The 23,253-nt window shown below is 69.0% G+C and carries 24 protein-coding genes and 1 pseudogene; 12 read left to right on the top strand and 13 right to left on the bottom strand.

The genetic code is table 11. From position 1 onward, the window contains the following. Window positions 1-79: 79 nt before the first annotated feature. The 4 genes from pepE to EAS64_RS26285 all read right to left on the bottom strand — a co-directional run bounded on the left by pepE (window position 80) and on the right by EAS64_RS26285 (window position 3,568). Window positions 80-796: a dipeptidase PepE gene (gene pepE / locus EAS64_RS26300; RefSeq protein WP_145857214.1), complete on the bottom strand. Its 717-nt coding sequence runs from the start codon at window positions 794-796 to the stop codon at window positions 80-82. 113 nt (window positions 797-909) lie between these two features. Next, window positions 910-1,071 carry a hypothetical protein gene (locus EAS64_RS45050; RefSeq protein ID WP_222849615.1) on the bottom strand — a complete coding sequence of 54 codons (162 nt, stop codon included), beginning with the start codon at window positions 1,069-1,071 and terminating at the stop codon, window positions 910-912. A 532-nt stretch (window positions 1,072-1,603) separates the two neighbouring features. Continuing rightward, window positions 1,604-2,176, bottom strand: coding sequence for an NADPH-dependent F420 reductase (locus EAS64_RS26290; RefSeq protein ID WP_145857212.1), 573 nt, complete (start codon window positions 2,174-2,176; stop codon window positions 1,604-1,606). Window positions 2,177-2,650: 474 nt separating this feature from the next. After that, entirely contained in the window at window positions 2,651-3,568 is a 918-nt protein-coding gene (locus EAS64_RS26285; protein ID WP_145857210.1) for an NmrA family NAD(P)-binding protein, read from the bottom strand. A 584-nt stretch (window positions 3,569-4,152) separates the two neighbouring features. Here EAS64_RS26285 and EAS64_RS26280 point away from each other — a divergent pair. The 5 genes from EAS64_RS26280 (at window position 4,153) to EAS64_RS26265 (ending at window position 7,392) form a co-directional block, all read left to right on the top strand. After that, on the top strand, window positions 4,153-4,443 hold the full coding sequence (locus EAS64_RS26280) for a PspC domain-containing protein (RefSeq protein WP_145857208.1): 291 nt from the start codon (window positions 4,153-4,155) through the stop codon (window positions 4,441-4,443). 40 nt (window positions 4,444-4,483) lie between these two features. Beyond that, window positions 4,484-4,633 (top strand): hypothetical protein, encoded by a 150-nt coding sequence (locus EAS64_RS43850; protein ID WP_187366194.1) that lies wholly within the window; start codon window positions 4,484-4,486, stop codon window positions 4,631-4,633. A gap of 1,003 nt (window positions 4,634-5,636) precedes the next feature. Continuing rightward, entirely contained in the window at window positions 5,637-5,969 is a 333-nt protein-coding gene (locus tag EAS64_RS26275; RefSeq protein ID WP_187366193.1) for a YciI family protein, read from the top strand. Between the two features lie 258 nt (window positions 5,970-6,227). Continuing rightward, window positions 6,228-6,752 (top strand): pyridoxamine 5'-phosphate oxidase family protein, encoded by a 525-nt coding sequence (locus EAS64_RS26270; RefSeq protein ID WP_145857204.1) that lies wholly within the window; start codon window positions 6,228-6,230, stop codon window positions 6,750-6,752. A gap of 85 nt (window positions 6,753-6,837) precedes the next feature. Continuing rightward, window positions 6,838-7,392 (top strand): GNAT family N-acetyltransferase, encoded by a 555-nt coding sequence (locus EAS64_RS26265; RefSeq protein WP_145857202.1) that lies wholly within the window; start codon window positions 6,838-6,840, stop codon window positions 7,390-7,392. A 72-nt stretch (window positions 7,393-7,464) separates the two neighbouring features. Here EAS64_RS26265 and EAS64_RS26260 read toward each other — a convergent pair whose 3' ends face one another. From EAS64_RS26260 to EAS64_RS26250, 3 genes are all read right to left on the bottom strand, one after another. Continuing rightward, window positions 7,465-7,983 (bottom strand): hypothetical protein, encoded by a 519-nt coding sequence (locus tag EAS64_RS26260; RefSeq protein WP_145857200.1) that lies wholly within the window; start codon window positions 7,981-7,983, stop codon window positions 7,465-7,467. Between the two features lie 69 nt (window positions 7,984-8,052). Then, window positions 8,053-8,286 carry a hypothetical protein gene (locus EAS64_RS26255; RefSeq protein WP_145857198.1) on the bottom strand — a complete coding sequence of 78 codons (234 nt, stop codon included), beginning with the start codon at window positions 8,284-8,286 and terminating at the stop codon, window positions 8,053-8,055. Beyond that, on the bottom strand, window positions 8,280-8,528 hold the full coding sequence (locus EAS64_RS26250; protein ID WP_145857195.1) for a hypothetical protein: 249 nt from the start codon (window positions 8,526-8,528) through the stop codon (window positions 8,280-8,282). Before EAS64_RS26250 ends, EAS64_RS26255 begins: the two co-directional genes overlap by 7 nt. A gap of 307 nt (window positions 8,529-8,835) precedes the next feature. Here EAS64_RS26250 and EAS64_RS26245 point away from each other — a divergent pair, with 307 nt between their 5' ends. Then, on the top strand, window positions 8,836-9,849 hold the full coding sequence (locus tag EAS64_RS26245) for an RNA polymerase subunit sigma-70 (protein ID WP_145857193.1): 1,014 nt from the start codon (window positions 8,836-8,838) through the stop codon (window positions 9,847-9,849). Between the two features lie 321 nt (window positions 9,850-10,170). Here the strand turns inward: EAS64_RS26245 and EAS64_RS26240 are convergent, their stop codons facing one another. Together EAS64_RS26240 and EAS64_RS26230 are read right to left on the bottom strand one after the other, a co-directional pair. Beyond that, on the bottom strand, window positions 10,171-11,139 hold the full coding sequence (locus EAS64_RS26240) for an epimerase (RefSeq protein ID WP_145857191.1): 969 nt from the start codon (window positions 11,137-11,139) through the stop codon (window positions 10,171-10,173). A gap of 103 nt (window positions 11,140-11,242) precedes the next feature. Then, on the bottom strand, window positions 11,243-12,928 hold the full coding sequence (locus EAS64_RS26230) for an ISAzo13 family transposase (RefSeq protein ID WP_145857189.1): 1,686 nt from the start codon (window positions 12,926-12,928) through the stop codon (window positions 11,243-11,245). Window positions 12,929-13,219: 291 nt separating this feature from the next. Between EAS64_RS26230 and EAS64_RS26225 the strand changes: the two genes are divergently transcribed. After that, window positions 13,220-13,552 carry a histone-like nucleoid-structuring protein Lsr2 gene (locus EAS64_RS26225; protein WP_145857187.1) on the top strand — a complete coding sequence of 111 codons (333 nt, stop codon included), beginning with the start codon at window positions 13,220-13,222 and terminating at the stop codon, window positions 13,550-13,552. A 457-nt stretch (window positions 13,553-14,009) separates the two neighbouring features. On the opposite strand, the gene EAS64_RS26220 is transcribed toward EAS64_RS26225, so the two are convergent. Further along, window positions 14,010-14,834: an alpha/beta fold hydrolase gene (locus EAS64_RS26220; RefSeq protein ID WP_145857186.1), complete on the bottom strand. Its 825-nt coding sequence runs from the start codon at window positions 14,832-14,834 to the stop codon at window positions 14,010-14,012. Between the two features lie 112 nt (window positions 14,835-14,946). Here EAS64_RS26220 and EAS64_RS26215 point away from each other — a divergent pair, with 112 nt between their 5' ends. The 3 genes from EAS64_RS26215 to EAS64_RS43845 all read left to right on the top strand — a co-directional run bounded on the left by EAS64_RS26215 (window position 14,947) and on the right by EAS64_RS43845 (window position 16,711). Beyond that, window positions 14,947-15,594, top strand: a complete 648-nt coding sequence (locus EAS64_RS26215; RefSeq protein WP_145857184.1) for a TetR/AcrR family transcriptional regulator — start codon at window positions 14,947-14,949, stop codon at window positions 15,592-15,594. A 473-nt stretch (window positions 15,595-16,067) separates the two neighbouring features. Further along, window positions 16,068-16,403, top strand: a complete 336-nt coding sequence (locus EAS64_RS26210; RefSeq protein ID WP_145857182.1) for an AbrB/MazE/SpoVT family DNA-binding domain-containing protein — start codon at window positions 16,068-16,070, stop codon at window positions 16,401-16,403. Continuing rightward, complete coding sequence (locus tag EAS64_RS43845; protein WP_187366192.1) at window positions 16,403-16,711, top strand: hypothetical protein; 309 nt, start codon at window positions 16,403-16,405, stop codon at window positions 16,709-16,711. The genes EAS64_RS26210 and EAS64_RS43845 overlap by 1 nt, the downstream gene beginning before the upstream one ends. A gap of 225 nt (window positions 16,712-16,936) precedes the next feature. On the opposite strand, the pseudogene EAS64_RS26200 reads toward EAS64_RS43845, so the two are convergent. Both EAS64_RS26200 and EAS64_RS26195 read right to left on the bottom strand, forming a co-directional pair. Beyond that, a pseudogene (locus EAS64_RS26200) lies at window positions 16,937-17,901 on the bottom strand (DNA glycosylase AlkZ-like family protein). A gap of 107 nt (window positions 17,902-18,008) precedes the next feature. Next, window positions 18,009-19,133, bottom strand: coding sequence for an epoxide hydrolase family protein (locus tag EAS64_RS26195; RefSeq protein WP_187366191.1), 1,125 nt, complete (start codon window positions 19,131-19,133; stop codon window positions 18,009-18,011). 123 nt (window positions 19,134-19,256) lie between these two features. Between EAS64_RS26195 and EAS64_RS26190 the strand changes: the two genes are divergently transcribed. Together EAS64_RS26190 and EAS64_RS46880 are read left to right on the top strand one after the other, a co-directional pair. Beyond that, entirely contained in the window at window positions 19,257-20,231 is a 975-nt protein-coding gene (locus tag EAS64_RS26190) for a helix-turn-helix transcriptional regulator (protein ID WP_145857180.1), read from the top strand. 729 nt (window positions 20,232-20,960) lie between these two features. After that, complete coding sequence (locus EAS64_RS46880) at window positions 20,961-21,089, top strand: hypothetical protein (RefSeq protein WP_281283324.1); 129 nt, start codon at window positions 20,961-20,963, stop codon at window positions 21,087-21,089. Between the two features lie 330 nt (window positions 21,090-21,419). On the opposite strand, the gene EAS64_RS26185 is transcribed toward EAS64_RS46880, so the two are convergent. After that, window positions 21,420-22,916, bottom strand: coding sequence for a hypothetical protein (locus tag EAS64_RS26185; RefSeq protein WP_145857178.1), 1,497 nt, complete (start codon window positions 22,914-22,916; stop codon window positions 21,420-21,422). Window positions 22,917-23,253 lie beyond the last annotated feature (337 nt).

The following is a 23,253-nucleotide window of genomic DNA, read 5'->3' as shown; positions in this document are numbered from 1 at the left end:
TCACCCCTCAATACACCGCCCGCGGCCACCAGGTTCCCGTTGCCAGCCGCGGGCTTTCTTCGACGGCTGGATGCCACGGCTAGCGTGCTGGTGAATCGTAGCGGGGACGGCTGCGGAGCAGGGCGGAGAGGTCATCGCCGGGCTGGACATCGCCGGGAGGGCACCCGCGGGTGAGGACCCGGCCGCCGGCGGTGCCGCCCGCCGTCGCCCGGGCAGCGGACACGTGCAGCCAGGATCCCTCGCACAGGCCGAGCACGGGAACGTCGTTTTCTTCCAGGAACTCCCCCAGCCGCCGGTCGCGTGCCGTGCGCAGCGGGCCGGCGGCCGGGTAGTGCGGGTTCACCTGAAAGGGAATCACTCCCAGCGCCGACAGCGAGGCCGGCTGCACAATCGGCATGTCGTTGGTGGTGCGGATGGTCGGGCAGGCCAGATTCGCCCCTGCGCTGACTCCCAGGTAGGGCATCCCGGTGCGGGACCGGCTGCCTATCGCGGCCAGCAGCCCGTTGCGCCGCACCGCCTGCAGCAGGCGGAAGGCATTGCCCCCGCCGACGAACACCGCGTCGGCCTGGTCCAGGGCCGCTAGCGGGCTTGCGGCCCGGTGAGCGCTGGATACCTGCACGCCTAGCCTGCCGAGGATCTCCCGCGTCGCCTCGGCATAGCCGTCGGGGTCGCTGGCCGCGTACGGGATGAACAGCACCCGGCGGGTGCCGGCGAAGAAGGCGGCGATCGCGTCCATCGCGTGCTCCAGCGCGCCGTGCCCCGGGCTGAAGGAGTTAGACAGCTTGACCTCAGGCAATCCTGTCCTCCTTTGCCTGACACGGGGCAGCCCTGCGGTGACGGCCGACTGAGACTGCCACGGGCACGCTGAGGGCGTACCGCTGCCGTACGCTACCGGTGGCCGACCTGGTTCTACAGATCCGGGCGCGCCTGGTGATCGATTTGCACGAGTTCGACTGGTGCGCCGCTGACCTCAATGAAGGCCATGGTCACGCCATGGCTGGGTGAATTGGGCTCGATGATGACGTGCTGGCCTTCAAGGGCGGCCGCGAGGTTATCGGTTTCGAATGCCACCGTGTGCCACCGTCTTGACCAGGGTGGGATAAGGGGCGTCTTTCCAGTACCGCTGCCACTGGATGCCGAACGGGTTGTTAAGGTGATCACTGACAGTCATCTTCAGGTGCGGCAACGGGATCTCGCCGGCAAATGAGCTGACCGTGGGAATCCCAACATGATTGAACTTCATCGCCCCGCCTTATCGCCTCGCCCGTCACAGTAGGCGGAGGGGCCGTTGAACTCAACTGAGTTACCCCTCATGCCGCGGTCAGGTCACGCCAGGGACACTGGCGAGACGCTGGTCCTGCCGTGATGTCCGGCGGCGGCCGCGCAACTGGGCGCCTACCAGGGACGGAGGATGAGGGCGGAGGCCTGTCACGGCAAGCAACCCGAGCCTGCGCACGCCCTCGCAACAGGCCGCGCCGGAGGTGCGGATCCGACTGTTCTGCGCGACACAACTTGACGAGTGGTCGGGCCGCCACACAAGCGAATATTCGGTGATCCGGCATGCTCCTTTAGGAGGCGCTGTGCCGGCTGGTGTCTCTGGGGGTTAGCGGACCATGCCCAGCGCGACCTTGCGATTGCCGCCGTTTTGTCTGACCAGTGCGAACCACAGTGGCAGCAGGGCGTCGACGGTTGCCGTCGCGGTGGCGTCGCCGACAAAGGCCGGCTCGAGGCCGACGGCGCTGATGAGTTCCTCGGCAGCCGCCCGCGCCTCGGGATCGGCGGCGAAGAACAGGTTCGCGCCGGCCACCGGGTCAGCGAAGTTCTCCCAGCCGAGGGAGTTGAACGCGCGTACGTACCGGGCCGACGGGGCGGCGGCCGCGATTAGCGCCCGGCTGTCGGGCTCCGGCGCGCCCATCCTGTTCACCGCGTCGATCACCACCTTGCCCGCGAGTGCTGCCCCCTGCTCGTTCACGACATCCGGCACGGCTTGGCCGGGGACGGCCAGCAGCACCACCTCGGCGTCTTTCAGCGCCTCACCGATGCTGCGCACCGGAGCGCCGCCTGGGCCCTGGCCGGACCCGTCCCGTGCTCCGTAGACCACCTCGTGCCCGGCCGCGCGCCACTTGCTCCCGAGCGTTCCGCCGATGTTGCCCTTGCCGATCACCGCGATCCTCATGCTCCGGCAACCAGTGTGACGGCGGTCTCATTCTCTGCCGTGCCGTCGCAGCCGGGCCACGAATACGACAGCTCATGCTGCGCTGCGTAATCAACCTTTGCCTGGCGTGACGCGCAATGCCGCCGCTATGCGTGGCATCCGTTGCAATGACTGGCTTGCCCGAAGCCAGTGCAGAGCTGGTTGATCTGGGCGCTCACTCGGTCACCCAAACGTCCGTCCATGCCGGCGAGCGGAAGCGTCGATGCCGTAAGACCGGCCAATGTTCACAGAATGCAGCCCAGCGCAGCCGCCTTCTCGTGGCTGGCTGCGCTGGTGATGACCGCCGTAGGAATGGCCGCCCGGCACGACCGGGCCGGGCGGTTCGTCGATGATCTGGGATTGCGGCGACGTCGGCTTCAGCCGCCAGCAAGGGATTGTGCACGACACGGACGTCGGGTTTCGGCGTGGCTGCTTGCTGTACTTCGCTGCTGCACGTTACTCGGCGAACAGGTCGCGTTGCCGTGTGACGAACTCCTCGACGGATTCCGCGGGCCGGCCGGTGATTTCCTCGACCGTGGTGGTCATGCGGTCATACCGATTCTCGCGATGCAGCCGGGCCACGGTGAGGAGATGCTCGTCGACGTACGGTCCGAGCCGGGCGGCTGCGAGCACTTGCTCGGACCACGTCTCCGGCGGGATGTCGACGTAGGTAACCGGCCTGCCCAGCGCCCGGGCGTACTCTTCGGCGACGCCATTCATGTCTTGCGATCGGGGGCCGGTCAGCTCCAGGACCCGGCCGATGTACGGGCCGGGGTCGGCCAGGACAGCAGCGACGACCCGCGCGACGTCGTCGGTCGCGATCGGCGAGGTGCGGCCGGCCCCGAAGGGGAGCCGGATTGTGCCGCTGCCGGCAATGGTGCGCGCGGCCACGGTCGTGAACAGCGGATTGTCCAGGAAGAGAGTCGGGCGGACGTGCACGACCGGCAGCCCGGACCAGTTGAGTACCTGCTCCGACAGCCAGTGCAGCCGCTGATGGTGTGACTCGCTCATGCTGAGCGCGTCCATCTGGGACACGGTCAGCTGGGAGATGGCGACAAGTGCATCCAACTCGCCGACAGCGCGTGCCACCGTGGCAACTGTGGTGGCAGCCTCGAGGTAGGACGGCGCCAGGCTCATGCTGAAGAACATCCGCTTGGCCGACTCGAGGGCCGTCGCGACATCTGCTGGCCGCGTGAGGTCACCGACGACGACGCTGGCGCCCAGCGCGCGCAACGCATCGGCGCGGTCGCCGTCGTGGTGCGCCATCGCTCGTACGGCCTCGCCGCGTTGGCACAGCAACGAGACAACCTTGCCACCGACGCCGCCGATTGCGCCGCCGGCGCCTGTCACCAGGATGACGCCGGACTCAGCCATGGCAGCCGTCGCTGGTCAGGCTGTGATACGCCCCGTGCGAGCCGGGTCGGCCCGCCCAGCCACCACGAACCAGGACCACGATCTTCACTGTGCTCATAACGTCCTTCGCTTCCGGAGAGCCCTCAAGCCAGGGCATCCCGGTGCAGTAAGCATGAGACGGTTAGCGCCTCTATAACCGATCCAGCACCTTTGACCCGCCTGTGGCAGTCTTGCGCGCCCCGAAGGACAGGACAGTAGCCATCTGGCGGCCGCTGACATGACCTTCGTACCCACGTCCGCCGGCAAGTAGCGGCGATGAGAGCGCAATGTGCCGACAGTGCGAGCCAGAACTGGACGTTCTGTAGGCGGCGCACGATCCACCGGCGCAGCGGGTTGGTAGCGACAGAGCCGGCGCTCTGGTGTGTGTCCGGGGTAGCCGCGACGCCGCCGGTTCCGTGAAGGCCTCCCTCTGGCGCGGCGTCGGCCGCGCCGGGATCACCGGGGGCGGTCAGGGATGCCCCTGATGGCCGTCGGGGTGCGCACCAGGGCGTGAACCGGGGCTGATCCCTATCGACGGCGGCCACCGCGGACGGCAGCCTTGAAGCATGAGCACAACAACCGCAAGCGCCTGGTCCGCCACCGTTAATGACCAGCCCGAAGTCCGCCAGCTGCGCCGGTCCGGCGACGACAAGATGCTGGCCGGCGTGGCCGGCGGCATCGCCCGCTACCTGGACGTCGACGTCACGCTGGTTCGCGTCATCATCGCGGCGCTGGCCCTGTTTACCGGCGCGGGCGCACCGCTGTACGCCGCTGCCTGGCTGCTGCTCCCAGCAGACGGCGAAGACCAGCCGGTCGCTGCGGCGTGGCTTGCCGCCCGCCGCAACCGCTACCGCTAACCCCTGACCGCACCGCCCGGCCTGAACGGAAATCATCATCATGCCCGCCATCCTCGCCCTTGCCCTCACCGCCCTCGCGGCCGTGGCCGTCCTCACCGCCGCTGTGCACATCGTGTTCTCCCCCTGGCTGCTGGTGGTTATCGCCATCCTGGCCTGGATCAAGTTCCGGCCGCGCCGCTCCCATCAGTAACCCCGCCGCTCACCTACAACCGCCCGGCCCGCGCTGAGCCCGCCTGCGGGCAGCGCCGGCCGGACAGAGCGCAAGCCCGGATAACGCGGATCGTGACGTGAAAACCGCACCCGGACCGCCGTTAGGCGCGACAGTCGGTTAACAGGACAGCCGTCCGTGATCCGCGCAGAGTTGGCCGATCTGAACGCAGGACCTGGAACACCGAAGCGTTCCGGCATCCGAACGGAGGGAGGATTCTGGGCGCCCGGCTGCTTGCCACTCCCGGACCCGGTAATCGGCCGAGTCTCGGCTGACGCTCAACACCTTGCAGATACCCGACGCGCCGCCGATGATGCTCGATTCAGCCGCTTGACCTGGGTTAATATCTAAGGTGACACTAACGCGGGCCGCCGCCCACAACCGGGCGGAGGAACGATTTCCCCGGACGGTCGCTGCCCGGCACAGACCCGGCAGTCGTTCTGCGCGACTACCCTCACCGCACCGCGCACCGGATCGGCCAAAGCACGGGCGACCGAAGGGGTGATTCTGATCAGCCTGGAGCACTCCACCGGCGAACCAACCGACTGGACCGCCCGAAGGGCGCACTAGCCAAGCGCACCGCACCGACTGGGGGCATGTCCCGGACTCGATCGCCCAAGGATGTGCCGCCGATCGCGCCGCCCGCAGACTGGGTGGATGCCACCTGACTTGCGCACGTATTTGGGACAGCCACCCGCACGGGCCCGTCGTCCCGCTCGTCGTCAGGCTCGGGCTGGGCGTCTTGGGTGCCGAGGGACGTGACGCATGACTGGGCGGCTTCAGCGCGCACTCGGGTTCAGATGGCCAATTCCGGCACGGCCGGCACACGGCGCGCGCAGCTGCCGTCGATACGAATACCGGCTATCCGGCCTACCTCATCCGCCGGTCCGCTCAGCTGCGATAGTCCTGGCAGCTTAGACGCCTGTCCAAGAAGCCTCGCCCTGGCCGACATGCCGCGCCTGCCAATTGATCTAGCATCGCTGCCGTGGAGCTCTATGCTGTGCGCCAGAGGCGGGGCGGCCCATGGAACTGGGCCCGGGACTTGCACGGGCAGGCCGGCTTTGACGATCACGCCCGCTTCGTAGAAGACCTCGTCAACTCCGGATTCATCGTGCTCGGCGGGCCGCTCCAGGGCGAGCGCGAGGTCTTGATCATCGTCAGCGCACTGGACGAGGACACCGTCCGGCGGCGCTTCGCAGACGATCCCTGGATACAAAACGGGATGCTCACTCTCACCACCGTAGAGCGGTGGACCATCTTGCTAGACGGCCTGCCGGGACGCCTCCCCAACCCGACGGACGACCTTCCCGCAACGTAACGTCGCCCTCATGCTCCGACGCGAGATCCGCCGCTATGCGCGGCATCTGGTGCACGAGCTGAGCCGCCTGTCGGCGGCGCAGAGCTGGCCGATCTGCGCGTGCCCGCTTTGGATTGCGAACACCCGCTCATGCCGATGTGAGCGCGTGCTCCGACGGCTCGTGACTCCTGCGCGCGATGACTTTCGCGGTCCTCGGGCGTCTTACCTGCGACACGCCGCTAACCAGGGCGCGGGCCGGACAGCGAAAGGGGATCCCTCATGGAGATCACCAACCTGGGTGAGGCTGAGGGGCTGCCGCCAGTGGACTGGGCCGCGGTTGCCGAGAAGCTCGATGCCGGGTCGGCGCCGGGTCCGGACGCGCTGAACTCACGCACGACCTGGCTGGCCACGGTCAACGGGGACGGTAGCCCGCATGTGACTGCGGTCGGTGCCCTGTGGCTGGATGGCACGTTCTGGTTCCAGACGGGCGCAGGTACGCGGAAGGGACGCAATGTCGCGCGCGATCCGCGGTGCTCGATCGCGCTGTCGGTCCGAGACGCGGACGTCGTGATCGAGGGTGACGCCGCCCGAGTGACCGAGCCGGGCACCCTGGCGCGCCTTGCGAAGGCGTGGGCGGACAACGGCTGGCCGGCCGAACCCGACGCCCTTGGGGCGGGCATCACTGCCCCGTTCAACGCACCGTCGCAAGGACCACCGCCGTGGAACGTTTACCGCATTGAGCCACACTCGGCGATCGTGACCTTGACGACGGAGCCGGGAGGCCTGACGCGCTTCCGGTTCTGACGCCAGCCGGGGCACGGCTAGTCATCCGCTCATGCCGCGAGTTGGGCCTTGAGGCGGATGGCTGACCGGCGGCTATCGTCAATGGGTGATCGACCTTGACCACGGCTGGCGTACTGACCGGCTCAGCTTGGAACCGCTGACCGCGGCTCATGCCACCGAACTAGCACCGCTGCTGGATGACCGCTGTCTGCATGAGTTCACCGGAGGCGCGCCGCTGTCCGCGGCTGCTTTGGCCGCTCGCTATGCCCGGCTTGCGGCACGCCGCTCACCGGGCGGCGACCAGCTATGGGGCAACTGGGTGCTGCGTGTACGCGTCACCGGTGAGGCGGCGGGAACGGTGCAGGCGACATTGCCCGCCGGCGATCCGGCTGCTGGCCCGGCCGAGGTCGCGTGGGTGATCGTGCGGGCCGCGCAGGGCCGCGGCTACGCCAAGGAAGCGGCGCGCAGCCTCGTCGCCGTGCTGCAGGCGGCCGGCTGGACCGTCGTGGCCTATATCCACCCCGGCCACCTGGCCTCCCAGCGAGTCGCCCAGGCCGCTGGGCTGTCCCTTACCACCGGCATTCGCGACGGCGAGATGCGCTGGGCCAGCCCGGCTGCCGGACCTGACGCACGCCGCGGTGCCCATCCACGTGCTAACTGACGCTGACTGGGCACACCCTCATGCCGTTGAGTGCGCGTCCGCTGAGGAGGGACTGCGGCAGCGGCCGCTGGGTCAACTCTGCGAGGCAGGCTCGGCGGTCTTGCCGAGCAGGGAGGTGAGTGCCTCGCCAAGCGTTTGGTCGTCGCTGACGTCCCGCCACATGACGATTCTTCCCCGCTCTCCCAAAGCATCTTTGACGACGGCATACGCGCGAGGCATGTGCGGGGCGTTCACCACGACCAGCAACCTGGCTCCGGGCGGCAGGTGCTGCACAAGCGCCAGCAAGGTGCTCCCGCCGAATTGCTGCGCAGGATCGGACCGCCACTTCGTCTCGACAAACAGCTCGCTGCTCTTGTACCGGACCACGAAATCCGCGACTTCCCGAGAGCGCCGTTGCTGACGGATGATGTCGGCGCCTGGCAGCAGGCGGCTGATGGCGGCTTGCACGGCCCGGTCGTAGGCCTGGGCGGGGTGCTCGGGGACAGTCCCGGTCCGCTGCAGTACATTGAGCCGCTTCCTGAGCTCCTCCAGCTCAGCCAGAACGCTCTCGCTTTCCCCGTTTTGCTCAGCGGCCTGGATCTGCGAGTTCACCGTTCTGCCGGAGATGCTGATCTGAGCGTTCTGCGTGTGCGCCGCAGGGGCGTCCCGGGGGGCTTCTCCTTAGTTTTGCCCGGTCCCTTTGCGTGTCGGCGCGGACTTGGGTGACCGCCCGCCGCCTTTGCCGGTCTGGAGCTCCCGGCTGGTTTTCTTCAGTTGCCGCATTGTCCGCAGGACGTAGCAGTACACGGCCGCGCCGAGGATGATCATCACGAAGCAGGCTGGCCATTGCAGTGGCTTGGGCAGGTACAGCGGGAGGAACCAGATGCGCCCGCGTGCGTGGGCCAGCTTCAGCACAGCGGGGAGGATTCCCTGGGGGAACAGCATGATGGCGCCAGCGGAATGGCGAGTCCGATGGTCGCCCCGTGCTTGGTGGGCATCGGGGCTGCGCCCCTGGCCGTGGTTCGGGTTCTGGTCGCGGCCGGATGGTCACGGCCGGCCGTGCGGGCGCTGCGCGCCTCGGCGGCCAGGTGGCCTCGTGCGGCCGCCCGCAGCCGTTCGTCTTGCAGGGTCTTCATGAGCTGGTACCGGGGGTACATGGCCGGTTCCCTTCGTGTCTGCGGGTCACGGGCTGGCGGTGTTCCGCCTGTCGGGTGCGGGGCCCCTCAGGCTGGGGTGCCCGGTGCCGGCCGCGATTTCGCTGACCCGGCAGCTGCCTGGGCGGGCGGCGCCCAGGGTCGTTTCCGGCTGCCGCGGCACGATCGGGCGCTGGGTTCGTCCGGGCGGTCGGTGATACATACACCGCGGCACCGGGAAACTGGCCGTCCGCGAGCCGCCCAGTTCGCCCCCCGGGCGGTGTATATACCGGGTGGAAGTGCCAGGTGACGCGGGAGGAAGGTGCGCACGATGGTGACAGCCGAGCTGCTCTCACGGGCGCGGGCCGGGGATGGCGAGGCGTTCCGGGAGCTGACCGGGCCGCACCGGCGGGAGCTGCAGGTGCACTGCTACCGGATGCTCGGCTCCTTCGCCGACGCCGAGGACGCCGTCCAGGAGACGATGCTGGCCGCCTGGCAAGGCATCGGCGGGTTCGCTGAGGAACGCGCCTCGCTGCGCACCTGGCTGTACAAGATCGCCACCAGCCGGTGCCTCAACGCGCGCCGCGCGGCGCGCCGGCGCCCGGCCAGGCAGTGGGATATGTCGCAGTCCGAACCGCCCGTGCCGACCCCGCGCGACGAGCCCGTCTGGCTGCAGCCGTTCCCTGACGCCCTCCTCGAGGGTGCCGCCGGCGTGCCGCCCGGGCCGGAGGCCCGCTACGAGCAGGCCGAAGCCATCTCGCTGGCCTTCGTGACCGCCCTGCAGCTGCTGCCGCCACGCCAGGTCGCCGTCCTCATCTTGCGCGACGTCCTCGGATTTCACGCCAGCGAGGTGGCCGGCATGCTGGAGGTGACCCTCGAATCGGCCAACAGCGCCCTCAAGCGAGCCCGCGCCAGCCTCCAGCGCCGGCAGCAGACGGCCGCCGGCCGCCAGCCGCCGCCCGCCGCCGGCTCACCCGCCGAAGACGCGATCGTGGCCAGGTTCGCCCGCGCGTGGGAGTCCGCCGACCTCGACGCGCTGGTGGCCCTGCTGACCGACGACGTCTTCATCGCGATGCCGCCGGAGCCCTTCGGATACGAGGGCCGAGACCTCGTGACCCGCTACTGCACCCGCCAGTTCGCCGCCGGCCGCAGGTACGGCCTCGTCCCGGTCCGAGCCAACGGCCAGCCCGCGTTCGGAACCTACCAGCGCGGCCCGGACGGCAGCCGCCACGCGACCGCCTTCTGGGTGCTCACCCTGGCCGGCGACCAGATCTGCGGCATAACCCGCTTCGAGGCCAGCGTGCTCCCCTGCTTCGGGCTACCCCGATCGCTCCCCAGCCGGTAGCCAGCGCGGCCGGCCCCTGCCACGGGCCGGCACCCAGGCGCTCACCACCCGGTTCCTGCCCGGCCAGGCCGCGATCGTGAAGGGCCAACCGTACGGCAGCCGTCAGACGGTGACCGCCTCAGCCAGCGGGCCGCGGGCCACAGCGGCCGATCGCCGCCGGATCACCCAGCGCACCCGGGACGTCTCCAAAACCGGCAAAGCGGGCGAGGCTTCCTCCGTCACGGACCCTCATAACTGGGCGTTCCATGTCACCCAAAAGCGGCAACCCGACCATCTACAAGCCGCGCAAAATCGGCGATATCGGACGCCTGTCTTTGCTGGTTACCGGCTGCTTCGTGATCTTGCCTCGTCCCGGCCTCTCGCGCGCCGGACCAGGTCACGGGCGGCCTCCGGCCAGGTGCGGTGCCGGAACTCGAATCCCGCCGTGGGCAGCAGACCGGGGACGACTCGCCGGCTCTTGAGCAGGAGCTCGGTGTCGGAGCGCATCGCGAGCGCGCCGAGCTCCGCCATCCACCGGGTGGCCGGAAGCCCGACGGGGACGCCCCAGGCAGCCCGCAGCTCCCGCATGAAGTCACGCTGCGGCACTGGCCCGGGGGAGGCGAGGTTGACTGGCCCGGCCAGGATGTCGTGGTCAATGATGAAACTGACCGCAGCGGTGAAGTCGTCCTCGTGGATCCACGACACGTACTGCGCGCCGCCGGCGACCGGGCCGCCCAGTCCCAGGCGCGCCATGCGCGACAGCACGTCGAACACCCCGCCCCTGTCCGGGGTCATCACCATGGCGGCGCGCAGCGCGACCTTGCGGGTCAGCGGCACCGGCGCCGCATCCAGCTCCCGCTCCCACGCCTGGGCGATGTCAACGCTGAACGCCCAGTAACCGGGGACGCCTTCCTCCTGGCCGCCGATCACGCCCGTGACGTCGTCGTTGGGCGGCCCGCTGGTGTGCGCGTAAATGGTCGCGGTGCTCATCTGCAGCCAGGCGCGCGGCGGGCGGCCCGCGGCCGCGATGGCCTGGCCCACCACACGCGCAGAGCGCACCCGCGAGCGCATCATCGCGGTCAGGTTCTCCTTGGTGTAACGGCAGCTGACGCTGCGCCCGGCGAGGTTGATGACGACGTCGCTGCCGTCCACCTCGCGTGCCCACGGCCCCAGCCGCTCCCCGTCCCAGCAGACCTGCCCCTGCCCGGCGGCCCGCCGCGTGAGCACCACGACCTCGTGCCCGCCGCTCCGCAGCGCCCGCCCCAGCGCGCTGCCCACCTGCCCCGTCCCGCCCGCAATCACGACCTTCACCAGTGCACCCTAACCGGCGGCCTGGTAAAACTCGAGTGACCGCTGCAGGTCGCTGACCCGCAGGCCGACGTGCAAGGTGCGCATGTTAAGGGCTTGCAGATCATTAACACGCCGTCTTGATCTCTGGCTGGGTAGTGATGCCTATCGATATTGCGAGCTGGTGGAGATCGTCGAGGCTGGCGAGGCGGTGCGGGCCGGGCTGGATGGTGTGTCCGGCCTGGTCCAGGAGCTGGCGGATGTCGCGGATACGCTTGTTGACCGTCTCGGGCCGGACTCCGAACAGGGCTGCGATGGCGACCTGGGGCAGGGCCAGGCGGTAGTGCAGGATGGTGGCCAGGAGCCGGTCGGCCAGGGTGAGGACGGGGCGGCGGCCGGTTCCCTGGCCTGCCTTGATGCGGGGGCGGTGGCCGCGGCGCTTGTCCAGGCTGGCCTCCCGCTGCTGGTCGTGCAGCGTCATCAGCGTGGCGGTCAGGGCGCCCCACTCGGCGGCCGGCAGCCCGGTCAGCGCCGGGTGGCAGAGCCAGGCCAGGTCGGGGCTGGGCTGGTCGAACGGGTCGGGGGCGCCGGCGTCCTGGTCGTAGGGCTCGGCGCGGAGGGTGTAGTTCCAGTCGCCGTGCCAGTCGTGGCGGGTCAGGGGCAGGGCGTCCATCTGCCGGCCGCTGACCGTGACGCCGGTTTCGTAGGTGCTGTCGTCCAGTTCGGCGCGGACCCGCAGCCCGGTGCGGGTGGTGGTCGCGGCGATGGCCTGCACGATGACCTCGTGGCTGGTCAGCGGCCGTCCCCGCCAGTTCATGGTGATGTGGGAGAACAGGCGGTGCTCGATCTTGTTCCACTTCGACGTCCCTGGCGGGAAGTGGCAGACGGTGATCTCCAGCCCGGTCTCGGCGGCCAGGGCGGCGAGCTCTGCTTTCCAGGCGCGGGTGCGGTAGCCGTTGGAGCCGCCCGCGTCGGCGGTGACCAGCAGCCGCCGGGCCTGCGGGTACTCGTCCCGGCCGGCGGCGTTCCACCAGCGGCGGACCGACTCCACGGCGAACGCGGCGGTGTCGTGGTCGGTGCCGACGCTGACCCAGCCGGAGTTGCCGGCGATGTCGTAGATCCCGTAGGGCACGGCCTTGCCCGAGCTGTCCTGGGGGAAGTCGTGGCTGTTCACCAGGACTGGCTGCCCGCCGGGGCGCCACTCCCTGCCCGCGTTGGCGAACTGGCCGACCAGTTCCTTCTTCTTGGTGTCCACGCTGATCACCGGGTCGGCGGCGTCCTGGTGCGCCTTGACCTGCTCGTTTATATACCGGAACTGCGCGTCCCGGTCCGGGTGCCGCTGGCCCTCGAGGGCCTTGGCGTTGCCCTGCAGGCTGAACCCCTCGGCCCGCAGCAGGTCCCCGACGGTGTCGGCGCCGACCCGGTGGCCCTGGCGGGTCAGCTCGCCCGCCAGGTTGCGGGTGGACTTCGTCGTCCACCGCAGCGGCGACATCGGGTCGCCGCGTTCGTCCGGCTCTACCAGGGCCAGCAGCGCCGGGAGCAGGCCCGGGTCCAGGTCGGCGGCCCGCTTGCGGCCCCCGCCCGGCCGCCGGACCCGGCCCAGCGGCTCCGCGCCGGCATCCATCTCGTCAACGCCCAGCGACACCGTGGCGTCGCGGACCCCGGCGGCCCGTGCCACCAGCCGGATACCGCCGTGGCCCAGCGAACGCGCCTCGGCGCCCATCACCAGCCGCCGCTGCCGCTCGTCCAGGTGCGGGAAGACCGCCTGGAACTTCGCCGCCAGCACCTGCCGGGTTCCCTCCGCATCGCCCATACCACGCCAATGTGCCAGATCCTGGGAAGCTACGGGTTATTTCTCTGCAAGCCCTAAGCACCTGCCCAGATCAAGTCATTGCGCTCGGCGCGAATCACGACCCGGACGGACTCGCCGCCCACCCCGCGAGAACCGCCGGGCGCAATCAGGTGCTTCATTATCTGGCCCGGGCGGCGGAGACGCCGCAAACCGCGGGAATCGCTGACGCGGGCTGGCTGAATGGCCGGCATCTGGTTAGGCACAGCGCGGCTGCGTACTTTCCCTCATGAGAGGGGATTAGGATGTCTTTTCATGGCTCACAGAATTCAGACGCTGCTGATTGATGACCTCGACGGCGGCGAGGCGGCCGGCACCGTCCGCTTCGGCCTGGACGGCACGGAATACGAGATCGACCTCAGCGCGGCGCACAGCGACGAGCTGCGCAAGACACTGGGGCTGTACCTCGCGCACGCCCGGCGGGCCGGCGGCACGGCCAAGACCGCAGCCCGCACCCGGCGCGGCGGCGCCGCCGTCGACACCGCCAAGGTCCGCGAGTGGGCCAAGGGGCAGGGCATCGAGGTCAAGGACCGCGGCCGTGTCCCGGCCGACGTCGTCGAGCAGTACAAGTCGGCCATCGGGGCGTAGGCGCCTTAACGGTGCCCCGCGGAATTGCTGCCGGGGCTCCTTTACATGACAGGGCACGACGCCCTCAGCGCCTTACCCCCAAGCAGTTCCAGCGTATACAGACACATGGCGGCTATGCGTCGCTGACGACACGACAGTGCTGTTTGATGACGGCGCGCTATCCGCCGTTCTGGTCGGCGGTCGGGAGATAACGAACTCCCCGGAAGCTCGCGCAGAACAGTCATTATGAAGCACGTGGCAAACGCACCGGTTGACATTCTTGCGCGGCCGAGAGCGCCGGCCGTCAGCGGCCAGGTCACCGGGGGGCTCGCCGAAGTGCGGCGGGCGTGCTCGGCGTTGAGGACGCCCGCCCGGGGCGGGTGCGCGGTCGCAGCGCGGGGGCACTTTCAGGTCGGTCACGGACATCCGTTAACGCTGACTGGTGCCACCGGGGTCCCGCTTTCCCGCATCAGAATGCTCAGGACCGGATAAAGGCCAGCATGTCCGGGTTGAGTACGTCGGCGTGCGTGGTCAGCATCCCGTGCGGGAAGCCGGGATAGGTCCTCAGCGTGCCGTTCTGCACCAGTTTGACGGCCCGGGGACCTGAAGTGTCGTGGGGGACGACCTGGTCGCCGTCACCGTTCATGGCGAGGACGGGCACGGTGATCTTCTTCAGGTCCTCGCTGTAGTCCTCGCGGATGAACTCGGAGACGCAGTCGTACTGACCCTTCGCGCCGCCCATCATGCCCTGGCGCCACCAGTTCGCGATGACCGGCTCTCGCGGCGTCACGCCCGGCTGGTCGAAGTTGTAGAACGGGCCGGAAGGCACGGCCCGGTAGAACTCCGAGCGGTTCGCCGCCAGCGCCGCTTGCAGGCCCTCGAAGGCGGCCTGGGGCACGCCGGCCGGATTGGCGTCGGTTTGCAGGACCGACGGGGTCACCGCGCTGACCAGGATCACCTTCGCCACCCGGGACTCGCCGTGGCGGCCGAGGTAGCGCGCCACCTCCCCGCCGCCGGCGGAGTGCCCGATGTGGATGGCGTCGTGCAGGTCAAGGTGCTGGACCAGGTCGGCGAGGTCGTCGGCGTAGTGGTCCATGTCGTTGCCCTCGCTGACCTGTGCGGAGCGGCCGTGCCCGCGCCGGTCGTGAGCGATCACCCGGTAGCCGTGGTGCAGGAAGAAAAGCATCTGGGCGTCCCAGTCGTCAGCCGACAGGGGCCACCCGTGGCTGAAGACGATCGGCTGACCGGAGCCCCAGTCTTTGAAGTAGATCTGAGTTCCGTCTCGGGTCGTGAAGTAGGCCATGGCTTGCCTCTCTGCTCCTCTGGATAGTGGCTCTTCTGACTGGAGTTCAACTCTAGCGGTCAGGGTTTTCGCCTGACAAGCCGAGGGTGACTCGACTGGCTAGGATGTCGGCATGGACGTACCAGCCGACCGGCCGCGTCGCGAGGAGTATGCCGACCAGACCCGCGCCGCGGTGATTGCCGCGGCGCGCCAGCTGTTCGCCGAGAACGGCTTCTTCCAGACGAAGGTCGAGCAGATCGCCAAGCTGAGCCGGGTATCCCCGGCGACGGTGTACGCGCAGTGCGGCGGCAAGCAAGGCCTGCTGCGATTGCTTATGGACAGCTGGACACAGACTCCGGCAGTCGCCGAGTCCTACCAGGAGTCAATCGCCGCCGACGACGCTGTACTAGTGATGCAGACCCTGAGCGCCGCCTACCTCCAGATCACCAAGCAGTGGGGCGACGTCATCCGGGTGGTGATCGACGTAGCGCCGCACGACGGCGAGTCCGCCGCGGTGCTCGCGACCGCCCAAAAGCGGCACAACCACAATCTCACCGAGATCTGCCGCCATCTCGAAGACATCGGCGCCTTGCGGGACGGCGTCGACGCACAGCTGGCAACCCGGATCATTACCTACTACTACGGCATCGATGGCCTGCTCCGTACCCGCGACGTATTCGGCTGGTCGCTGGAGGATTCGAACCAGTGGCTGCTGGCTCATGCCTCCGCCGCGGTCCTGCGCTGTCCGGCCAAGCCTCTGAGCCGGACTGACCGGCAATGAGCCCTGCCGTCAACGGGATGATGAGTACTTCGGTGCTGGCAGTCCGTGTCTGTCCTGACTCCGGACGAAGAGACCACAGCCTCCTGCCCTCGTTGAGGCGCGGTCGGCGAAGACGGAAGTAGCCGCGCTCCGCCATCGCCGCTACCAGACGGATAACGGACACGCGACTTCCCTGCTCAGGGTGCGGTAGCTCGATTCCCTGAAAAGCGAATGGATCCACTACGGCCTGGCCGACCCGATCATGAACCAGCTGGCTAGCGAGGTGATGCCAGAACTGGAACATCTGCGCTCAGCTGCTAAGCCTGGGTCCCGTGTTGAACGTCCCACCAGAATCTCAGACCTAGTTGGGCTGCCGTGGTGAGCACCCGGGAAAGCGCGGGCACCTGTCGTGCCCACGTCCGATGGGCTGACCCCCGCCGCTTGACTCGTGTAAAGTAAGAAAGTAGGAGAGTCTCACTGTAAGGACGGCTGTTATGGGAGTGCCTGCCGCTAAGGTCGAACCGCAGCCCCGCGTCAGCGCCAGGGCGAGGGTCCGCGCCAAGGCGCAACTGACGCTGCCTGAAGACATCAGGCGTGCGCTGCACATCGGCGAGGGGGATGAGGTCGAGTTCTCCCTGCATGATGACGGCACGGTCACCGTCCGCGGCTTCGTGTCCATCCCGACCGACCAGGCCTGGTTCTTCACTCCGGAATGGCAGGCCGGAGAGCAGGAAGCGGACAACGAGATCGCTGCCGGCCGAGGAACGGTGCACGAGTCCGCCGACGCCATGTTCGCGCACCTTGACGGCCTCGGCGCGGCGGATGAGTGATGCCGACATTTGAGACGCTTCCCCGCTTCGAGCGGGACTGGAAGAACCTCACAACGCAGCAGCGGGCCACCTTCCGCAAGGTAATCAAGGAAGCCTTCGTCCCAGACCTCATCATCCCGGACCGCCCCTTCCGGTCAGGCCTGCGTGTGAAAGGCGTGACCGCGCACCCTGGCGTATTCGAGATGACATGGGACAGCGACGGGCGGGCGACCTTCAGCTACGGAACTGAACGCGTCCCGGGCCAGGCGCACATCATTTGGCGGCGCATAGGGACCCACGCTATCTTCACCCCGCCGCCCGGGCCCTGAGCCACGACTTCGGCACGTCCGCCGTCGTACACCCCACGGGCACCGATCCCCCATACGGACCATGACATACCGTAACCAGGCCGCTCTGCGGTCAGCTCGCGTAGCCGCCGATCGGCGTGGCTAGCAGGCGGTAGACCAGGGCGCTCGAGCTGCGCAGATGAGCCGTTCGGGCCCGGCCGGAAGGTGGCCCGGCGAGGGGTCGCGGAAGCCGGGGAAGCGGCGTGACTATGGTTCGCTGAGGACTATGTCGTACTTGACTTGGGGAGCTATGAAGGCGCACAACTGTGCGGCCTCGGTCAGCAGCGCGTCCCGGTCCGCGCTCCGAAGGTTGGTAAACGGCTGGATGCGTAGTGTCCGGTCGCGAATCTGCCAGGTGCCTTGCCACATGCCGTCGACCAGGAAGGTGCCAGACGTTGCGCCGTTGCCCGGCGGGAGCGGCACAGGCCGGTTGTGGGGGAACACTCGGGTGCGGTCTTTGTGCGACAGCAGCAGGTTGTCGTATTCGGGCAGGACCGCGGCGGGGCGGGGATGTCCTCGGCAGGCCGGGGCGCGTCGGGCAGGTCGTGCAGCGCCTGCCCGGCCTCTCCGCGGAATGTTCGCAGTGGCAGGCGCTCGACCACCTCGCGCAGCCGGGTCAGCCCGGACCATACCTGAATGTCCGCGACAGTCGCCGGGCCGAACGCTCCCAGGTAGCGCACCACCAGCGCTTCCACTGGCACCGGACGAAGCGGCGCGTTGAGCCAGCTCTCCACCAGCGCCCATACGGCGGGGCCGTTCTTCCCCCAGATACCCCGTGGTGGCACCTGGCAAAGCGCGACGTGATGCGTCACCGCGTACGCCAGCACACCTGGATCGGCCTCTGGCCAGCGTTCCGCGAGCAGCTTGGCGAGCTCGCCGCGGGTACGTGGCTGCTCCTCCAGCAGCTGCTTCGCCTGCCTGACCAGCGCGTCGCGGTCCACGCCCTCAGTGCCGCTGCGGTAGTGCGCCTGGAACTCCGCGGCGTGCAGCGGGTAGAACAGCGGGCGCCAGCCCAGGCAGTCGCGGGCGCTGACCAGGTGCTCGGTGTTGCGCATCAGGGACAGCCGCACCACCTGACGTTCCTCGGTCAGCGCCGACAGCTCGTCTGGCGCGAAGTCCTGGAGTCGGGTCCACAGTCCCACGTACGGGGCGAGCGGCGCCTGGGACTGCATCCCGCCCAGGTGCTCGATCATGTCAATCGCGGGTGCGGGCGCGCGTTCGAGCAGGTTCTGGCGGGCCAGCGTGGCCCGGTTGAGAGCACGCTGGCTCAGTACGTCGGTCACTGCAGCGGCCCGAAGAAGGCCTGCAGGTCCGTCGCCAGCTGGGCCGGGGCCTCCATCGCCGGGAAGTGCCTGCCGCGCGAGAACTCGGTCCAGTGCGCGCCGTCCGGCGCGGGGACCAGCTTGCGTACCGTCTCGTCGGCGCCGAAGACCGCGAAGCCCTGCGGGACGGCCGGCGGCACGCCCCAGTCGGAGGAGTGCGCCTGCTCGTAGAGGGTGTGCGCGGCGCTGGCGCCGGTGCCGGTGAACCAGTACAGGCTCACCGTGGTGAGCATTTGGTCGCGGTCGACTGGCAGGTCGGTCCACTCGTGGACCTTCTCCGCGATCCAGGCGAGCTGCAGCAGCGGAGAGTCGGCCAGGCCGTAGCCGATGGTCTGCGGCCGGCTGCTCTGGATCGCCAGGTAGCCGGAACCTTCCTTCGTGAACGCATCCATCCTGTCCAGGATCAGCTTGTCGACCGGGTCGCTGCCGTCGAGCCGGCCGGCCATCCCGGGGAGGAAGGTGGCGGTCGCCGCGGCGGTCAGCGGATCGGTCACCACATGCACGCCGATCACATGCTCGCCGTCGAGCCCGGCGACCATCCCAGACACGCCCGCGCCGATATCGCCGCCGTGCACGCCATACCGCTGGTAGCCGAGCCGGCGCATCAGCTCGGCCCAGGCGAGCGCGGTGCGGCCCAAAGCCCAGCCGGTCGCGCTCAGCGGGCTCGAGAAGGCGTATCCGGGCAGGGACGGCGCGACGACGTGGAAGGCCTGGCCGTCGGCCGGGTTGACCAGCGGCTCGATCAGGTGCAGGAACTCGGCGACGGAACTCGGGAAGCCATGCGTGATCAGCAGCGGCTTCGCGCCGGGCTGGCCGGATTTGACGTGCAGGAAGTGGATGCGCTGCCCGTCGATCTCGCTAATGAACTGGGGGTGCTGGTTGAGCTGCGCCTCGGCGGCGCGCCAGTCGTAGCGCGTGCGCCAGTACCCGGCGAGGTCTTTCAGGTAGCCCAGCGGCACACCGCGGGCCCATTCGACGCAGGGCAGCTCGCCGGGCCAGCGGGCGCTGGCGAGCCGGTCATGCAGGTATTCGACGTCGGCCTGGGGGATCTCGATACGGAAGGGCTGCATGTCGTCGCTCATCGCTTCTCCTTGTTGCCGGGACCGGTACGCCCAGGGCTTGGCCAGGAACTCTTGCGCCCACATGGAGAAGGCTAGGGATAATAGCGGAAAGAACCGTTCCTAGATTGTCGTCAGGATCGAAGCATGCTGGAAACCTCGGCGCGGCTGCTGCGCCTGCTGTCCCTGTTGCAGGCCCGGCGCGACTGGACCAGCACCGAGCTAGCCACCCGGCTCGGCGTCACCACCCGCACCATCCGCAATGACGTGGAACGGCTGCGCGGGCTCGGCTATCCGGTCGACGCGCGGCCCGGCGTGGCCGGCGGGTACCGGCTCGGCACCGCTGGTGCCCTGCCGCCGCTACTGCTCGACGACGAGGAGGCGGTAGCGGTCGCGATCGGATTGCGTACCGCCGCGAGCGGCTCGATCGCGGGGATCGAGGAGACCTCCGTGCGCGCACTGGCCAAGCTGCAGCAAATGCTTCCCCCGCGGCTGCGACGCCAGGTCAGCGCTTTCCAGTCATACGCGATGCCGATGCCATCGCGCGGCCCGCAGGTGGATCCAGACGTACTGACCGTGATCGCGAGCGCGTGCCGAGACCATGAGCGGCTCCGGTTTGACTACCGGGCACATTCCGGGGCAGCCAGCCGGCGCTCGGTGGAGCCGTACCGCCTGATTAACGACCGGCGCCGCTGGTACCTGCTGGCCTGGGACACCGACCGGGGCGACTGGCGTACATTCCGGGCCGACCGGATCGAGCCGCGGACGCCGGCCGGGCCGCGCTTCACGCCCCGCGAACTGCCGCCCGACCAAGAGATCGCAGCGCAGGTGGCACGAGGAATCGGAGAGGCGACCTGGCGGTACCGGGCACGGGTAATCGTGCACGCGCCCGCGGCATACGTACGAGGCCGGCTTCCGATCCCCGTGGAAGTGGAGTCCCTAGCGGAAGACCAGTGCGCGTTCGAGCCGGGCTCGGACCATCCGGAGATGCTCGCCCTCTACCTAGGCATGCTGGACGCGGACTTCACCATCGTGGACTCGCCGGAACTGGTGGACGCGCTGCGCAAGCTGACCAGGCGCTACCAGCGCGCGATCGACGCCAGCCAGCAAGCACCCAGCTAGCCCTGCGGCGTAGCCGATGCCACTCAACCGATCCTCCTGCACAAGACCCATGCGAGTCGATCGCGTGCAACTGAGCGTACATAATGACGCGAGACGAGCCGGGCGAGGGGAGCGAACCCCTGCCCCTATTCGGCGTGTCGGCGTGTCTGGCCCAGCGGCGCTCGCCTAACGCTGTGTGATCGATCCCGCTCCAGGAGCGAGCGCGCAGTTCCGCCGTTATGGCGCTCCCAGGAGAGCACGCAGATGAACCCGCTGGTCATCCATAACCGGCACATCTGAGAGGAAGCAGACTTCGTCGTGAAACTGCAGCGCCGGTCGGTTCGGGTCGCGGAGTCATAGTGTTGACGGACGGCTGTGGCAAATGTGCGGTCAAGTTCACTCCGAAGGCGCTTGGGAATCCCGTCCGAGGAGCTCCGGCGTCTTATCGTCCATTTGATCGGCGGACTCATGATCCGCTGCGCTTGGCAGTCGAGTGTGCCTTCGACCGTGAGCGGGGCAACCTCGGCCTGACCATGGAAGGGCTCGCCCAGTACACGCCCAAATCAGCCTTGGGGGCGACTGAAACCGAAGCCAGCCTGATCGGTTCAGGTCATGGGCATCCGCCAGCGACTCCCACTGCGGCGTTGGTGCAGTTTCGCGCCGACATGACCTGCATGGCGGGCGTACTGTAGACATGACGTTCTGAATCGGGCATGTTACTGGTGGGTTATCCGGGCAAGGGGCAGGCTGGTGGACAGCGAACTGACGGTGCTGTTCGGCCAGGTGTCGCCCTACGTGTCGGCGGCGGTAGCCGGCGCCATCGGCAGGGAAGCGGACGCAGAGGCTCTGGAACGACGCGCCCACCGGGACCTGCTTTGAGCCGCCGCGGAAATCAGTCCTCAGCTCGGTTAGGGTTCCGAGCGCCGTGAACGACTGATACGCGTCCAGGCAAGCGATCGTCGCAGCATCTTTCCTGCTCACGGAGCGGTTAGAGTACTCCATGGTAGGAGAAGCTCCACGGTGGCCGAATGGCTCAGGTGGCGCCGGAATGGATGATCTGTTCGCGTACGGGTGGGGAGCGGCGACTCAGCCAAGGCGCCCGGAATCGGCGATCTTCTGCTGGTGCCTCATCGCGCTGCGGCTGCATTTCGTGATTGGCCTTGCTCCTGGGTTCGCGAGGATTGGCGGCTGTTCGGTGCCGGGATCGGCTCAGTGGCGGGTTGCGGCGTAGCCGAGCAGGGCGGCGAGCCCCAGGGCGCTGCGGGGTGCGTAGGCGATGCGCCAGAGCCCGCCGTGTGCAGCGGCATAGGCCTCGTCCTGCCACGGGTGCGCGTGTGCCGGCCTGGTGGCCTGCAGGTCGTGCACGAGCAGTGCTGCCATGAGCGTTCTGGTGGTGGCGGGCTCGAACACCTCGGCCCCGAACCGGTGCGCGCCGGCGTAGGCGGCCGCCAGCGTGCGGTTCTTGGTGACCGACCGGGTGCGGGTCGGCGGGGCGACGTTGAGCGACACGGTTGTCCCGGCTTCGCGCGCGAGGGTGGCCCGCCACCGCTGCAGCCGTTTCGCCATGGCATAGTTCGGGCCTTGCTGGGGGACCAGGGTGTCGCTGATGCCAGGGCTGGCACCGGGCACGTAGGCGCGGCGGAGCAACCTCCCGCGCGACACCGCGCGCAGCGGCCGGCCGGCCAGCTTCGCGGTGCGCGACCGGGCCGCGTAAGCGCGGGCGGAGTGGGCGACCGCGTCGGAAGGGACGGCGAACACGTCGGTCGGCGTGGCGAGAAACGCCAGCGCCACATCACCGCGGGCGGCCTGCAAGCGCACGGTGAGCGCGTCCGCCGCGGCGCACACGGCGACGTTCGCTCCGCCATCGGCGTAGACGTAGTTGCCGAGCACGAGGGGACCGTCCAGGCCGGCCAGCCACTGGGCGGCGCCGGGGATCTCACTGACCAGGTTGAGGCCTGCCCATCGCGCGATGGCCTCGTCGCTGGCATCTGGGTGCGGCGCCGCCGGCGCCTCCCGGTTCACGGGCACGAGCAGCTCGCCGGCGCCCTGCCTGGCCATGCGCAGCAGCCGCTCCCACACCGGCGGGCTGGGCAGATCAACAGCCGCCACCCGCACACCCCAGCGCAGCAGCACCTCCAGCGGGCCCACCTCCGCGCCTGCCCCGAGCGCGATCACTGTCTGGCCAGGCAGCCGCAGCCACTCCGGATGCGCCGCAACCTCCCTGACGGCTTCGGCGCACGACGGCTCGATAACCCCGCCGCTGACCCAGGTCTCCAGCAGGCGTACCAGGGCATCGCCGCGCAGCTGCTCGCCACGATAGGGCAGCGACAGCTCGGCCTCCCGCTGCCCCGAGCCCGGCACGCTGAGCGTGGCGAATGAGGCCAGCGCGGGCGCCGAGAGCACGCCATCCAGTCCTGTCTCCGTGCCGTCCGGCCCCCTGGCCCGCATCCGCGCGTGCAGTGAGCCCAGCCCGTCGCGGGCAACCGACAGCGCGGCAGCCTTCGACGGCAGTCCCGCTTCGACTAGGCGGCGAAAGTGGATGAGGTAGCCCGAGCGCCAGTTCGTCTCCTGCTCCGCGCCAACAGCGCCCACCGGATCCACCGCGCGCAGCGCGTCGGCAACCACCGCCCTGCCCAGCGCCGACGTGCTCCGCCTGCCGTCCGCAGACAGCGGGAAAACCACCCCCTCCGCTCCGTCACCCTCCATCAGGCCTCCCGTCACCACCGCAGGCACCATGCGCATCCGTAAGCCCTGCCCGGCGGCGAACCGGCCACCGCGGCACCGCCAGTGGCGCACAGTATGCCACCAAGTGTGACTACGGATCCCGCCCACGGCCCACCGGATCCGCCGTTGTGGTCGGCAGCCGATGCATCACAGTCTCGCTCGAAGCCCGCTCAGATCTGGCCGATCCGAGCGGCCGTCTGGTCGTCGGCGCAAGTCCGCTGATGCCGATGCCGATGGAGGGTGGCCAACGGCGGTGTCACCTACCAGGACCCGGACGGGCGGGAAGTAGTGCTCGCATCCTGGACCTATATCCCGCCGG

Source organism: Trebonia kvetii (assembly GCF_007827045.1).
Taxonomy (GTDB): Bacteria; Actinomycetota; Actinomycetes; order Streptosporangiales; family Streptosporangiaceae; genus Trebonia; species Trebonia kvetii.
Note: the sequence above shows the minus strand (reverse complement) of the source record. Positions and strands in the feature narration are given on the sequence as shown.

Coding starts and splice junctions, on each gene's coding strand:
- EAS64_RS26230 (WP_145857189.1), bottom strand. CDS start 12,928: ATGGGCGATGCGGAGGGAACCCGGCAGGTGCTGGCGGCGAAGTTCCAG.
- EAS64_RS26280 (WP_145857208.1), top strand. CDS start 4,153: ATGAGCACAACAACCGCAAGCGCCTGGTCCGCCACCGTTAATGACCAG.
- EAS64_RS26250 (WP_145857195.1), bottom strand. CDS start 8,528: ATGTACCCCCGGTACCAGCTCATGAAGACCCTGCAAGACGAACGGCTG.
- EAS64_RS26190 (WP_145857180.1), top strand. CDS start 19,257: ATGCTGGAAACCTCGGCGCGGCTGCTGCGCCTGCTGTCCCTGTTGCAG.
- EAS64_RS26290 (WP_145857212.1), bottom strand. CDS start 2,176: ATGAGGATCGCGGTGATCGGCAAGGGCAACATCGGCGGAACGCTCGGG.
- EAS64_RS26225 (WP_145857187.1), top strand. CDS start 13,220: ATGGCTCACAGAATTCAGACGCTGCTGATTGATGACCTCGACGGCGGC.
- EAS64_RS43845 (WP_187366192.1), top strand. CDS start 16,403: ATGCCGACATTTGAGACGCTTCCCCGCTTCGAGCGGGACTGGAAGAAC.
- EAS64_RS26185 (WP_145857178.1), bottom strand. CDS start 22,916: ATGGAGGGTGACGGAGCGGAGGGGGTGGTTTTCCCGCTGTCTGCGGAC.
- EAS64_RS43850 (WP_187366194.1), top strand. CDS start 4,484: ATGCCCGCCATCCTCGCCCTTGCCCTCACCGCCCTCGCGGCCGTGGCC.
- EAS64_RS26215 (WP_145857184.1), top strand. CDS start 14,947: ATGGACGTACCAGCCGACCGGCCGCGTCGCGAGGAGTATGCCGACCAG.
- EAS64_RS26195 (WP_187366191.1), bottom strand. CDS start 19,133: ATGAGCGACGACATGCAGCCCTTCCGTATCGAGATCCCCCAGGCCGAC.
- EAS64_RS26210 (WP_145857182.1), top strand. CDS start 16,068: ATGGGAGTGCCTGCCGCTAAGGTCGAACCGCAGCCCCGCGTCAGCGCC.
- EAS64_RS26220 (WP_145857186.1), bottom strand. CDS start 14,834: ATGGCCTACTTCACGACCCGAGACGGAACTCAGATCTACTTCAAAGAC.
- EAS64_RS26245 (WP_145857193.1), top strand. CDS start 8,836: ATGGTGACAGCCGAGCTGCTCTCACGGGCGCGGGCCGGGGATGGCGAG.
- EAS64_RS26270 (WP_145857204.1), top strand. CDS start 6,228: ATGGAGATCACCAACCTGGGTGAGGCTGAGGGGCTGCCGCCAGTGGAC.
- EAS64_RS26285 (WP_145857210.1), bottom strand. CDS start 3,568: ATGGCTGAGTCCGGCGTCATCCTGGTGACAGGCGCCGGCGGCGCAATC.